9 protein-coding genes are annotated in these 13,086 nt (G+C 47.2%); all 9 read right to left on the bottom strand.

Features of this window, described 5'->3' with window-relative positions; all coding sequences use genetic code 11:
* Positions 1-42 precede the first annotated feature (42 nt).
* Positions 43-1,509 carry a multicopper oxidase domain-containing protein gene (locus BCT27_RS09485; protein ID WP_102395640.1) on the bottom strand — a complete coding sequence of 489 codons (1,467 nt, stop codon included), beginning with the start codon at positions 1,507-1,509 and terminating at the stop codon, positions 43-45.
* Between the two features lie 260 nt (positions 1,510-1,769).
* A complete protein-coding gene (locus tag BCT27_RS09480) occupies positions 1,770-2,957 on the bottom strand; it encodes a M20 metallopeptidase family protein (RefSeq protein ID WP_102317735.1) in 1,188 nt (395 codons plus the stop codon).
* Complete coding sequence (locus BCT27_RS09475) at positions 2,958-3,407, bottom strand: hypothetical protein (RefSeq protein ID WP_017011598.1); 450 nt, start codon at positions 3,405-3,407, stop codon at positions 2,958-2,960.
* A gap of 3 nt (positions 3,408-3,410) precedes the next feature.
* A complete protein-coding gene (locus BCT27_RS09470; protein WP_102260279.1) occupies positions 3,411-4,235 on the bottom strand; it encodes a DUF3100 domain-containing protein in 825 nt (274 codons plus the stop codon).
* Positions 4,236-4,589: 354 nt separating this feature from the next.
* On the bottom strand, positions 4,590-5,894 hold the full coding sequence (locus tag BCT27_RS09465; RefSeq protein ID WP_102317734.1) for an ABC transporter substrate-binding protein: 1,305 nt from the start codon (positions 5,892-5,894) through the stop codon (positions 4,590-4,592).
* Positions 5,895-5,904: 10 nt separating this feature from the next.
* Positions 5,905-7,878: a methyl-accepting chemotaxis protein gene (locus tag BCT27_RS09460; protein WP_102317733.1), complete on the bottom strand. Its 1,974-nt coding sequence runs from the start codon at positions 7,876-7,878 to the stop codon at positions 5,905-5,907.
* 403 nt (positions 7,879-8,281) lie between these two features.
* Positions 8,282-9,568 carry an ABC transporter substrate-binding protein gene (locus tag BCT27_RS09455; protein WP_102317732.1) on the bottom strand — a complete coding sequence of 429 codons (1,287 nt, stop codon included), beginning with the start codon at positions 9,566-9,568 and terminating at the stop codon, positions 8,282-8,284.
* 10 nt (positions 9,569-9,578) lie between these two features.
* Positions 9,579-11,552, bottom strand: a complete 1,974-nt coding sequence (locus BCT27_RS09450) for a methyl-accepting chemotaxis protein (RefSeq protein WP_102317731.1) — start codon at positions 11,550-11,552, stop codon at positions 9,579-9,581.
* Positions 11,553-12,226: 674 nt separating this feature from the next.
* Positions 12,227-12,982, bottom strand: coding sequence for a DNA repair protein (locus BCT27_RS09445; protein WP_102317730.1), 756 nt, complete (start codon positions 12,980-12,982; stop codon positions 12,227-12,229).
* Between the last annotated feature and the right edge of the window lie 104 nt (positions 12,983-13,086).

Raw genomic sequence — 13,086 nt, 5'->3', positions numbered from 1 at the left:
GGGGAGCGAATCGCCCCCCTTTCTTGTCTTGCTCAATCGAGGTTATTTGACGGTAAATTGCCCCATCATTCCCATGTCTTCATGCTCCAGAATATGGCAGTGGTACATGTATGGCCATTGTTCGGGAGCCTCATATTCGAACTTCAGCAGAATTTCCGCGCTACCATTTGGATAAATGGTGTCTTTCCAGCCTTGGTCTTCGGGGGCTGGTGGGTTTCCATTCATCGACAGAATCAGAAAAGACGTGCCATGCATGTGGAAGGGGTGTCTGCCTGAATCAATGGTCCATTTTTCCAGTTGCCCTAGTTTGGATTCATGATTAATGACCTTCATGTTCATTTGTTGACCATTAATCGACATGTCACCCAGCTCAAAAACGCGTTCAACCTCAACATCCTTTTCAAGATAAGGTGTGATGGTATTGAGTTGTGTAGGCAGCTCGGACGCAAGTGCTTCAAGAGAGCCATCAGCCCTTAGCTCAAGAACAGGTTGGCTTTCAGAGAATGGAATGAGAGCAGCGTTGAACCCGTTGTAGCTCTTCGGCAGAAACCTTGCTAACAGCTTTTGGTTTTCGATGACTGACATGTCAACGACGATGTCATTACGTTCTCCTGGCGCCATTTTCAGCGTTGTTATCTCCACTGGCGACGGGAGTAATCCGCCTTCCGTCGCTATTTTATAGAAAGGTTGTTCGCCTTCGAGATAGAACTCATAAGAGCGGGCATTGGAGCCGTTGAGTAGACGTAATCTGACAAAAGATTTGGGTACCAAAGTATAGGGGTTGATGGTGCCATTGACCACGAGCGTATCTTCTCTTAAGTCTTCCGGCATGTTACCAGCGGGGTATGGTGTCATTTTTCCATCAACAAAGTTTCTGTCCTGAATCACCAATGGAATATCATCAATGCCATAGGTGTTTGGCAAACCTAAAGACAATGAATGACCATCTTCAATCAGATAAAAACCCGCCAGTCCGGAATGAACCTGCTTGGCAGTGGAGCCTTTAAGGTGAGGGTGGTACCAGTTGGTCGATGCCTGTTGCGAGACCGGAATGGTCACGTTCCATGTTTCTCCGGGTAGGATTTTGTTTTGAGGCCCGCCATCAATCTTTCCTACAACGTGTAAGCCATGACCGTGAATGTTCGTTGGTTCATCAAGATGGTTGGTGAATGAAATATCTGTGCTTTCGCCTTTGTACAATTTTATTGTTGGGCCGAGATATCCACCATTGTAGCCACTGGTTTTACTCTTAACCCCAGGGTAAAACGCGTGCTCGCCTTCTTTAATATCGATGACTATCGGGCCATTTTGCGTTTTGCTGTCAATGAGTGTCGGCACATTCAAGGGTGTCACTGCTGCTGAAGTGGGTGGAGAAGCGCGCAGCGCAGTGCTAGCGACAATGGCGGTAATAAGAAGTGAGGAGACCAAAAGCATGACGAAGGTCACACGTCGGCGGGCAAAACCCTTCTGGCGCTTAAATACACCTTTCTTATGTCTGAAGCAGGTCATCCTTTTTCCCTAATTTACTTAAATATGTTTTGGTGGCGGATTATTTAATATCAGACTGTGTTCGTCCATTTAGAGCCTAGCTCAAAAGTGATACAAACAAGAAAAGACGATGGATTGTCCAGATTCCCATGTCTTCAGGTATAAGAAATTGTTGAGAATAGAAAAAGGCCAGAGCGAAAAGCGTCTGGCCTTTGGTGTTTATACCCAAACTCGCTGAATCCAGCCTCTTCAAGTTGTTTGGGTTTTTAGGGAAACAATCTTCAGTGGCAAGCGATACGAATGAAGATCTGTGCGCCGATCAGCAGGAAGTCGTCATCCACGTAGTAAGGACTTGAGTGCAGGTAGTTACAAATGCCCGCCTCTTTGTTGCCACTACCAAGGAAGAACATCGCGCCTTTTTTGTTTTGTGCGGCGTTCACCATCAAGCTGAAATCCTCAGAACCCGTCATTGGGTTGCCGTTTGGATCGAGGCGATCGGCTGGCACGGTTTCACGTGCGGCATTCACCACGCGTTGGTACGCGTCTGGGTGGTTGATGACCGCAGGGTAGCCTTCGCATTCCATGGTGGTCTTGAAGCCACGGATTTCACTTTCCTTCACGAACATGCTGAAGCTGTCTTTCAGGATCTGATCCGTTTCAGCGTCCATCGCACGAATGGTACCGCGCGCCTGAACATAATCAGGGATCGCGTTTGGAATGGTGCCGCCATTGAACATGCCACAGCCAAACACTGCAGGGCTGAATGGGTTGGTGCGTTTAGCAACAACGTAATCCATGTCCATGATGATACGGGTTGCTTCGCGAATCGCGTCTAGGCCTTTCTGTGGCGTAGAGCCGTGCGCTGATACACCGTGCACGTCAAGCGTCCACGCTGAGCCGTAAGAAGACATGATGCCGTTGTTGATCTTCACCATGCCGTATTCCAGCGCCGCGTCGTTATGCAGTGCATACACTTCCGCCACGCCTTCCATGCAACCCAGCTCAACCATTTTATTGGCACCAGGTACGCGCATGTCTTCTTCGGCCATTTGGAATGCGAAACGCACGTTGTGTTTCAGCTCGCCTTGGTTTTCCGCCAGGTATTTTGCCGTGGTCAGCATGATTGCCATGTGGGTGTCATGACCGCAGTTGTGTGAACACCCCGCGTGTTGAGAGCGGTAGTCGTTCTCTGTCATGTCTTCCATTTCCAGTGCGTCCATGTCCGCACGGAACGCCACGCGATCCCAATTGTCATTGATGGTGAGGTCTGCAATGAAACCGGTGTAGCCTTCATAGGTCGTCAGGGTGTAACCCATCTCGGTCATCAATGCCTGACAGTAGGCCGTGGTTTTCAGTTCTACGCCCGATGCTTCTGGGATCTGGTGTAAATCACGGCGAGTGTTCACGCTGAAAGCGTGTAGCTCCAGCAGTTTGCCGTCTAGATTAAAGCGGCTGTATTTGTCAGACATTTAGATAATCCCTTTCATTTGGAAACCGATTTGCGCAATCATCGATGCGCCGAAGAAGCAGCTTGTTGCCACAATTAGGAAGATGACGATCACTTTCCATGACATCTTCTTCAGTTCTTCCATTTGGCCACCCACAGACAAACCTGCGAATGCGAGCAATGGTACACACACGGATAAGAACTGGATTTTACCCACAGAGTCTAGGAAGTAGGTGCGAACCGCTGTTTCAGGCAGACAAATCAAAATACCGATGATGGTCGCGTACGCAAAGGTTGGCAGAGAAGATGGAAGGAACTTCTTCGCGACCAGTGACAAGAAAACGATCACGGACATCGCGATAAAGCTGTCGACCATTTCCAACGGCGCAGTGCCATTGGTCAAAAATTGGGTGAAACCTGCCAGTACAATCGCAAGCGAGACCAGCTTCATATCAGTCAGAATGGCTTTCATGGCTTATTTACCCTTGTTGCAAAGTTTGTAAGTGAGTTCAGCAAGTGGCAGACCTAGGAAGGTCAGTGACAATGCACCAAGTACAGAAGAAAGCAGGTTTGATGCCGCTGCAATACTCAGTACTTGTTTTGCCATTTCTGGCTCAAGACCGGAGACCAGTGCGCCTGAAGCAGCACTTAGCATCGAACCACTGCCAACACCAGAACCGGCAGCCAGTGCCAATGGGTGAAGGCCAGTCAACGGCGCGATACTGCCCAGTACGCTGAACCACAAGGTACCGATAACAGAACCACACAGGTAAATCGCCAGCACGCCAACATACTCTGGGCTGCCTGTACCGAATTTACCTTGGATAACCGCGATGGAAGGTTCACGGCTGATAGAAGAACATGCGCCGATGGCTTTACGACCAAATTGGAATTTCACTGCCAGTGGAACGGCAATCAAAATTGGGAGTAGGTTACCCAATTCTTGGAAAAGCAGAGGGATACCCGCGTCGATGATCATTTCTAAGTTAGGAATGATCATGCCCGCATATTGTGTGCCCAATACAAGTAGGCAGTAACCCACCATCTTGCCGCAGAAACCTTCTTCTTTCTCTGTGAAGGTTTTGCCCCACACTTTGATTTTTGACTTGGTCCAGTTGACAGAAAGTGCCATACCGAACATCACCGCGAATAACATTGGAAGGATAGAGATGGTCGCGAAGCCAAGATCAATTTTTTGGGTGCCGATCAGTGCCTGAGAAACAAAAATCAGTGCAGCAACGGCGAGTGCGCTCGTGATGACGACGCGCGCTTGGCCTGCTTTGTTTTCTTCTGTGTTCATACTTCTTCATCGAGTAAGGAGGGAATTCGTGGCGATTATAGGGCGTTGTGAAAAGCGAAACGTGAATGAGATCAACACTTGTATGCGGTGACTAGATGAAAACTAACTATCATATTCCCATATGGAATTAGTGGTTATTAGAGTGTAAATGGAGGGGGTTTTCCGTGCTTCATCTGTTGTGAGAAAGAGGCAAAACGTAACGATTTGCGGTGGAAGTTGTAGGGGAATATCACCGCGCACTTTTTGATGTGCGGTGTGCTTGATGGGTGTTGAATGTGTATCGATGCTTGGCAAAAAAGAAAGCCCGGCGTGAGAGCCGGGCCTTGATGCTATTCGCGTAACAACCGAACTGCGTTATTGCATCAATGGTGAGCAATTGCACAAGGCGCTGCTTGATGCTGATTTCTTGCTGTCTTTTTGAGGCTGGTACCAGCTTTCTAAACCACTTTGTAGCTGGTTCACGGCTTGTGTAGGTGTCATGGAACCGCCCATCACGGACGTGGTGGTATCCCACACTTCCATCTCAAGATCTGGCTTGCCGCGGGTTAGCACTTGTGCGGTATTGCGAATCGTGGAATCACACTTATCACGCCATGACATCATTTCTTGGGCGATAGGGTTTTTCACGTCAAAGAAATGGTTTGAGAGTGAGAAGAAACCCGAAATCTCGTTGGTCAACAACTCTGCAAATTCTGCGGTCGTCATCCATTTCAGAAAGGCTTCTGCGGCTGCTGGGTGCTTTGAATTGGCATTGATGCCCATGCCGAGATCGGTATGGTCACTGAAATAACAAGCGTCCCCCTTTTTCTCGACGGGTGGTGGGAAAACCCCCATGTTCACCTTGTCGTTGAAACTCATGATGTCCCATGACCCTGCGGGATAGACCGCAGCTTTACCATTCGCAAAAAGACTGATGGCATCGTTATAGCCGCGCTGGTCGAAATCGTCACCCATGTATTTGGCCCACTTTTCCAACTGGCGGAACGTGTCGCGGTAAGGTTTGCTGTCCATGCGTTCTTCGCCGTTAAGCAGAGCGCCACGGCCATCTTCGCCTTTCCAATAGGTTGGGCCAATGTTTTGAAAGCCCATGGTGGCCGCTTCCCATTTGTCTTTGGTGCCCATGGCGAGTGGCAGGTAGCCGCCGCGTTTTGCTTTTTCGAGCACCCAGTAGAAATCTGCGTTAGTCACTGGTTCATTTACACCCAGTTCTTTGAAGATATCTTTGTTGTAGAAAAAGCCATGGATCACGGATGCCATTGGTAAGCAGAAAGTCTGTGCGCCAGAGTCAGTCTGCCAAGGTGCTTGCGCAAAGCTTGGGAAGTTTTCCATGCCTTCCATTTCGGTGACTTCTTTAAAGATGCCACGTTTGAATAGCGCCAGTGAGCCATCAAATGGACGGCACGCAATCAAATCGCCAGCGGTTTGGCTCTTAAAGCGGGCTTCCATGTCGCCGTTCCATTTAGACGCATCTAAATCTGGCGGAGACCGGTATTCCACTTTGATGTTTGGGTAATGCTTGTTGAACGCGGGAATGATTTTTTCATTCCAAACCGCGTCGTCGCTACGCCATGAATCAATCACGAGCGTGGTTTGTGCGCTAGCGAAAGCAGAAGCGGCTAGCATTGCCGCCGCGAATGGCATAAGTATCGATTTTTTCATAGTCATGTCCTCACACGCGGAAGTTGGCAATCAGGTTTTGTTGGTCTTGCGCCAAGTCAGCCAAAGATTCGCTGCTTGCCGCTGAAGCACGCGCTTCTTTCTCCGCTTCATACGCAACGTGTGCAATGCCGTTGATGTGTTCAGCCACATCGATACTGACTTTGATTTGCTCTTCCGTCGCCTGTGCAACATGAACTGCCATCTCTTGAATGGCTTCCATGCGTGACACGATATCTTGCAAGGTTTCATCAGTCAGACGTGTTTGCGTTAAACACTCTTCCATCTGCTTTTGGCTCACGTTCATGGTTTCGGCCATGCGTGAAGCGTTGCCTTGCAGGTTGTTGATCATTTGCTGAATTTCTTCCGTGGAGCTTTGAGTCCGTGTCGCCAGTGCGCGTACTTCATCAGCAACCACGGCGAAACCACGACCATGAGAACCTGCACGCGCTGCTTCGATGGCAGCATTCAGAGCAAGCAAATTGGTTTGCTCAGCAATTTCTTGAATTACATGCAAAATAGAACCAATGTTGCTGGAATAGTGGTTCAACTGCTGGGTGTTCGATACGGCTTCACTGATATTGCCCGAGAGTTGCTCGGTGAGCGCTCGGTTGCGCGAAACCTGCGCACGACCACTGTTAGCGGCTTGGTTGGTGTTTTCCACTTCCACCACGGTGAGCTCTGTTGAACGGGAAATCTCTTTCGCACTGACTTCCATTTCAGAAATCGCAGCTGCAACCTGATCGGTGCGCGATTTTTGGTCTTCTACGCGAGACATCGCGCTGTCACTCACCGATGCGGCACGGCTCGCTTCGTCGAGCAGATGAGAAGCTCCATCACCAAACTTCGATAGGGTTTGTGACATGGTGTCAGCCAACATATCGATAGAGCGGCTGAGGTCGCCAAACTCATCATTAGCAACATAGTTAGCGCGTGTACGCATGTCACCGCTGGTCATTTTCTCAAGCACGTTAGTGATCACTGCCAACGGCTTTTGGATACTGCGTGTGATGCTAAAGCCAACCACGAGGCTGATCACTGCGGCGATCGAGGTCATCACAATGATGTAGAACAACGCTTCATTCACCGCATTCTCCGCATCAACACGACTTGTTGCAGCAAGTTGTTGTGCGTATTTTGCATGGTCTTCTAACAGCGACTGAATGTTCTCGGTCTGTTCTGTGGTTCTTTCGCGCTCGAAATACAGTTGGCTGTTCACGGATTGCTGTTGTGCAAGCACATCCAGTAAGCCATTGTTATCTAAAGTGAGCACCTCAACTTTCTTCAAGTTACGTGCATAGCGTGCTTTTACATCGTCTTCAACCGAGATGAGCTCTAGACGTTTAAATGCGATTTCGATGTCTTTAGAAAGGGCTTTACGGAGTGCAACCAGGTCAGTGCTTTGATCGGCACGGCGAACCAGTTTCAAGTCTCGTGCGATACCACTGGTGATCAATTCTGCTCGGTTGTGCAATGAGCGCTTCACGGAGGCTTTTTGCAACAAAAGGTTTGCTGCCCATTGGTAGGTGTCTTCGAGGCGCAGGAATTTAAGATCGAGCGCTTCGCGTTGATCAACTAAACGATCGGATTGCTGTTGCAAATCAATCAGGATGGAAGCTTGCTCGAAATAGCGCGTAGACGCTGCAGAAATCTGTCGAATCTGCTGACGTTCTTCTTCGAGGTTTGCATTGAGCTGTGCATTGTTCAGCGTGTCGAAGAAGCCTTGTTTCTGACGTTCGAATCGCTCGTCGATGTTTGCTGCAATGGCTGGGTTATCTTGGAACGTGCTCACGAGAAGGTTCGTGTGCATCAACTGGGTGATAAGGTTGCCAGAGGTAACAACCATTGGCGTGGTTTGATCGGTGATTTGCTCGACTTTGCTTTGAAGTGTATTGGCGTTGAACAAACTGACACTGCTTAGCAATGCAATCAACACGAACATCAAGGCGAAACCCGCTATCGTTCTTTGTACGACGGACAACTTCATTGTTCTCTCACTCTACAATAGCCTGCGATGGAAAGATGGATGCCACAGCTTGGCTAAAATTCGCGCTTCTAAAAAATGGAGTTAAAGCGTGAAAAATTGGTCGTGAATTGTGACATCAAACGTACTTGTCGGCACGTGAGTTGATTGTCTTTAGCTGTTTTTTGTTATCGAACGCACAAATAATTCGCGATGAAAAATAAATGGAATGAAGATCTAAATTACACGTGTGTACTTGGTGAAGGCATCTCAGAGAAAGCAGTGCCTAAAAGAGGGAAGGGGGAGCCCTAAGGTGAATGGTTGTTTACTTTAATCTAGCGTTGGTGTTTCTGAATACAGGGCGACACAAGAAAGCCCAGTTTGGCACTGGGCTTTAGCGGTATTGCCTTTGACCTTTATTGTGGGTTTACAAACTTAATGCTGAACATGTGTCAGTGTTGAGTCTTACACTGTCTTTTTGAGGCTGATACCAACTTTCTAAACCACTTTGTAACTGACTGATGGCTTGTGTCGGTGTCATTGAACCTGCCATCACTGATGTCGATGCGTTCCACATTTCGATTTCTAAATTGGGTTCGCCGCGAGAGAGCATCTGAGCGGTATTGCGGATGGTAGAGTCACACTTGTCGCGCCAAGACATCATTTCTTGCGCAATAGGGTTCCTCAAGTTAAAAAAGTGGTTTGATAGAGAAAAAAAACCAGAGAGCTCGTTGGTCATCGATTCTGCGAATTCTGAGGTCGTCATCCATTCTAAGAAAAGTTCTGCTGCTTTTTGGTTTTTAGAGTTAGCATTGATACCCATGCCAATGTCGGTGTGATCGCTAAAGAAGCAGGCATCGCCTTCCTTTTTAACTGGGGGAGGAAAAACGCCCATGTTTACCTTACCATTGAAATTCATGATGTCCCAAGATCCGGCTGGGTAGACAGCCGCATTGCCGCTAGCAAATAAGTCCACTGCATCACCGTAGCTTCGTTGGTCAAAGTTCTCGCCCATGAATTCTCCCCATTTAGCCAGTTGAAGGAACGTCTCTCTATAGGGCGCGCTGTCAAGGCGCTCTTCACCATTTAACAGAGCATCACGTCCATCTTCGCCTTTCCAGTAGGTGGGCCCTATGTTTTGGAACCCCATGGTTGCGGCTTCCCATCTATCTTTGGTGCCTAATGCGAGGGGCAAGTAACCTTCGCGTTTTACTTTCTCTAACGCCGCGTAAAAATCGGCATTAGTGATAATAGGCTCAGAGATACCTACCTTTTCGAATATGTCTTTGTTGTAGAAAAAGCCATGGATCACGGAGGCCATCGGCAAACAATAGTTCTGCGCACCAGAATCAGTTTGCCAAGGTGCTTGTGCGAAGCTTGGAAAATTTTCCATGCCGTCGAGATCGGTGATCTCCTTGTAAATACCACGATTGAACAATGCGAGAGAGCGATCAAATGGGCGGCAAGCGATAAGATCTCCTGCCGTTTGATTTTTGTAGCGACTCTCCATTTCTTGCTCCCATTGCGTGGTGCCTGTTGGAGAGCGATATTCAATGTGAATGTCTGGATAGTGCTTATTAAATGCGGGGATGATCTTTTCATTCCAGACCGCATCGTCGCTACGCCAAGAATCAATCACTAGCGTAGTATTTGCATTGGCGAATGGGGAGATAGCCAGCACGGCGAATGTCATTATTTTTAGTAACTTCTTCATATTCTTACCCTTAGACGCGGAAATTAGAAATTAGGTTTTGCTGTTCTTGTGCCATATTCGCCAGTGACTCGCTACTCAACTTGGACGCACGTGCATCTTCCTGTGCTTCATGTGCCACGTGGGCGATGCCATTTATATGCTCGGCAACATCAATGCTGACCTTGATTTGTTCTTCTGTTGCCTGAGCAATGTGCACGGTCATTTCCTGAATCGACTGCATGCGCGATGCAATGTCTTGCAAGGTATCGTCTGTCAGCCGTGTTTGCATTAAACACTCTTTCATTTGCTTCTGGCTCGCGTTCATGGTTTCTGCCATGCGCGAAGCGTTACCTTGTAAGTTGTTGATCATTTCTTGAATTTCTTCTGTTGAACTTTGGGTTCGTGTGGCAAGTGCGCGAACCTCATCTGCGACCACAGCAAAGCCCCGACCATGTGAACCCGCTCTTGCCGCTTCAATCGCCGCATTTAACGCTAATAGGTTGGTTTGCTCAGCAATGTCTTGAATCACATGTAGGATCGAGCCGATGTTATTTGAATATTTGTTCAACTGCTGTGTGTTCGAGACGGCTTCACCTATGTTATCCGAGAGCTGCTCCGTCAAAGAGCGGTTGAGGGAGACCTGACTCCGGCCATTGGCAGTCGCCGCATTGGTATTTTCTACTTCCGTGACGGTTAAGTCTGTTGAGCGTGATATCTCTTTTGCACTCACTTCCATTTGCGAGATTGCGGCAGCAACTTGATCTGTCCGCAACTTTTGGTCTTCAACTCTCTGCATGGCAGTCTCAGTGACAGCGGTTGAGTTATTCGTCTCGTTTAGTAGATGGGAAGCGCCATCATCGAATCGCCCAAGCGTATGTGACATCGTTTCAGCTAGCGTATCGATAGACCTGCTTAGCTCGCCAAATTCATCTTTTGCTACGTAGTTTGCTCGGGTTCTCATGTCACCATCGGTCATTTTCTCAAGTACATTTTTTATTAATATCAATGGCTTTTGAATACTACGAGTAATGCTGAAGCCAACAATGATGCTACTAACTGCCGCGATGGATGTCATGACTATGATGTATATCATCGCATCGTGTATCGATTGCTTCGCTTCTGCACTGCTCTTGTGCGCAAGTTGCTGAGCGTAGTGCTCTAGCTCTTCCAAAAGAGACTGAATGTCATCGGTCAGTTCAAGGTTAACTTCACGTTCGAAGAGGAGTTGTGCGTTGACGACATTTTGCTTTTCCACGACATCCAAAAGCCCATCAGGATCCAATATGAGAGCTTTGAAATTCTTTAAATTACGCGTGTAGCGTGCTTTTACATCCTCGGCGATGGGGATGAAATTTATGCGCTTAAGTGTGATTTCGCTGTCTTTCGTTAGGGCTAATCTCAGCAGTCCGATGGGCGTGTCTTCTTTTATTCGGCGAACAAGCTTAAGGTCTCTTCTTATTCCGCTTGTGATGAGTTCAGCACGATTACGCAATGAGCGGCCTGTTGATGCTTTTTGAAGGAAAAGAGAAGCGGCTCGTTGGTAAGAATCTTCCATCTGTAAAAACGAGAGATTGAGTTGCTGGCGTTGTTGTCTCAGCTTTTCAGCTTGATGTTGGAGCGCAATCAATTTTGACGCTTGGTCAAAATAGCGTACGGAGGCGTCGTTAATCGTTCGGAGTGTTGAGCGCTCTTGCTCTAGGCTCGTCTCTTGTTGAGCGTTATTTAGCGTATTGAAAAAATCCGAACGTTGTTGCTCGAATATTGAATTTACATTCGAATTTATTTGGGGATTAGTTTGAAACGAGCTAACGAGAAGGTTCGTATGCATAAGTTGGGTGATGAGATTACCCGATGTAATCACCATAGGAGTGGTTTGCTCTGTGATTTGTTCAACCTTGTTTTGAAGTGTTTTCGCGTTGAACAAACTGACACTGCTCAATAACGCGATAAGGATAAACATCAGAGAAAACCCTGCTATCGTTCTTTGTACGACGGACAACTTCATTAACTTCTCTCCCTCTTCAGCAATCTAAATTGGATAATGGACTCACAACTTGGCGAACGTTTGTGCATTCAAAAATGTGACATGTGATGCATGTGTATTACTTGGGACTGTGACAGTAAAGATGCTTATTTATGCAATCGCTGGTTTTGGAGAGCATTTTTTTGTCGTAGGCCGCACAAATGCTTTTTGACGGAAAATGGGGTGGAAAAAATAAATTTTTATGCATTTACGGTCATTCATGCGGAAAAAATGGTCGGCATGGAATGTGAAAATGAGTGCTACTGACTGTTTTTAACACAATTATTGATGTAGCTATCTTTCCAGTTAAACGTTCGCCGCTTTCTCTAATTTCGCTATTTCAACTGACCGTTACGCATTTTGTTCTGGCAGAGGGAGTTGCCTGTTTGGACACGCAAAAAAGCTGTTTTTGGTGTGTTGGTCGCGGTCGAAAAAAAACAAATCTGTGTTGGATTTTGATGAGTTAGGTAGCACCTATATACGTGTGCTACCTAAAGGATGATACAAGGGCTGGCGTTGTTAAAAGAGTTGAAGAGCATGGGGAAGGTGCTTAAGCGGGGAGTGTCAACGTGAGTCGCTAAAGGTGAGTTACTGATTCGATAAGCACAAAAAAAGCCCCTTGTGGGGCTTTTTTGGGAATCGACAAAGTAAGGGGATTACCACTTCTTTTTTGGGGCAAAAAGCTCATCGAGCTCGTCGTTGTCATTGTCTTTTGGTTTGGCAATTTCATGGGTTTTATTCAATGACTGCGTGATTTCTTCAAGCATGGCATTGAGCGATTCCTTTGCTGATTGGCAGTAAGGATCGTTTTTTGAACTGACCACGTCGATTGCTTTCTTCAAAAGCTGTTGAGCTGTGCCCATTTGGCCTTTGATTTTGGCATCGTTAACACGCTTGAGCACGTTCTCGATGTTAATTTTCATCTGCATCTGTTCGAGGCGTGTATTTTCAGCCACAAACTGTTGTGTTGGCATACGACCTTTGGTGTGCTCCGCTTTAATCACGGCACGCAGGCGCTTCACCAACTTCAACATAGAAATTGCTTCTCTGTCGCTGTCTGGAACGCGAAAAGAGGTTGAGTCTTTGTTTTGGTATGTCTGCTTGATTTGATTAATTTGCCCTTGAACATCGGCAATTCGATTCTGCAAGGAGCGATCGGACTTGTCGAATTCATGCATTGTCTTCAACGCATCGAGGATTTTGTTGTTTAAACAAACAAGCAAAGACCCACTGTAGGGTAAGTTATGTGCATTACCGATCAGCTCTTCAGTGGCATCAATAACTGCAATATATTTTGCCATTTCTTGGCGCTTTGTTGACTCAACGCGTTGTTTCTGCTGAGCAATGATGTTGTAACCAACAATCAGGCCGAGCAAGATGACACATAAGCCAGCAACGAGGGCGATATTCATAAGCGAGCGTCGATATTCCCGGTTAAAACTAAGACGGCATAAGATACACGATCTGCTACTATGGTCATAGTTTGTTAATGCTATTTTCGATCTTAGCTAAGATC

Source organism: Enterovibrio norvegicus (assembly GCF_002876705.1).
GTDB classification, from domain to species: Bacteria; Pseudomonadota; Gammaproteobacteria; order Enterobacterales; family Vibrionaceae; genus Enterovibrio; species Enterovibrio norvegicus_B.
The sequence above is the reverse complement of the archived record's forward strand: the minus strand, read 5'-3'. Positions and strand labels throughout refer to the sequence as shown.

What these genes read in the sequence shown, in the direction of transcription:
- BCT27_RS09485 (WP_102395640.1), bottom strand. Translation starts at nt 1,509, where the DNA reads ATGACCTGCTTCAGACATAAGAAAGGTGTATTTAAGCGCCAGAAGGGT.
- BCT27_RS09480 (WP_102317735.1), bottom strand. Translation starts at nt 2,957, where the DNA reads ATGTCTGACAAATACAGCCGCTTTAATCTAGACGGCAAACTGCTGGAG.
- BCT27_RS09475 (WP_017011598.1), bottom strand. Translation starts at nt 3,407, where the DNA reads ATGAAAGCCATTCTGACTGATATGAAGCTGGTCTCGCTTGCGATTGTA.
- BCT27_RS09470 (WP_102260279.1), bottom strand. Translation starts at nt 4,235, where the DNA reads ATGAACACAGAAGAAAACAAAGCAGGCCAAGCGCGCGTCGTCATCACG.
- BCT27_RS09465 (WP_102317734.1), bottom strand. Translation starts at nt 5,894, where the DNA reads ATGAAAAAATCGATACTTATGCCATTCGCGGCGGCAATGCTAGCCGCT.
- BCT27_RS09460 (WP_102317733.1), bottom strand. Translation starts at nt 7,878, where the DNA reads ATGAAGTTGTCCGTCGTACAAAGAACGATAGCGGGTTTCGCCTTGATG.
- BCT27_RS09455 (WP_102317732.1), bottom strand. Translation starts at nt 9,568, where the DNA reads ATGAAGAAGTTACTAAAAATAATGACATTCGCCGTGCTGGCTATCTCC.
- BCT27_RS09450 (WP_102317731.1), bottom strand. Translation starts at nt 11,552, where the DNA reads ATGAAGTTGTCCGTCGTACAAAGAACGATAGCAGGGTTTTCTCTGATG.
- BCT27_RS09445 (WP_102317730.1), bottom strand. Translation starts at nt 12,982, where the DNA reads ATGAATATCGCCCTCGTTGCTGGCTTATGTGTCATCTTGCTCGGCCTG.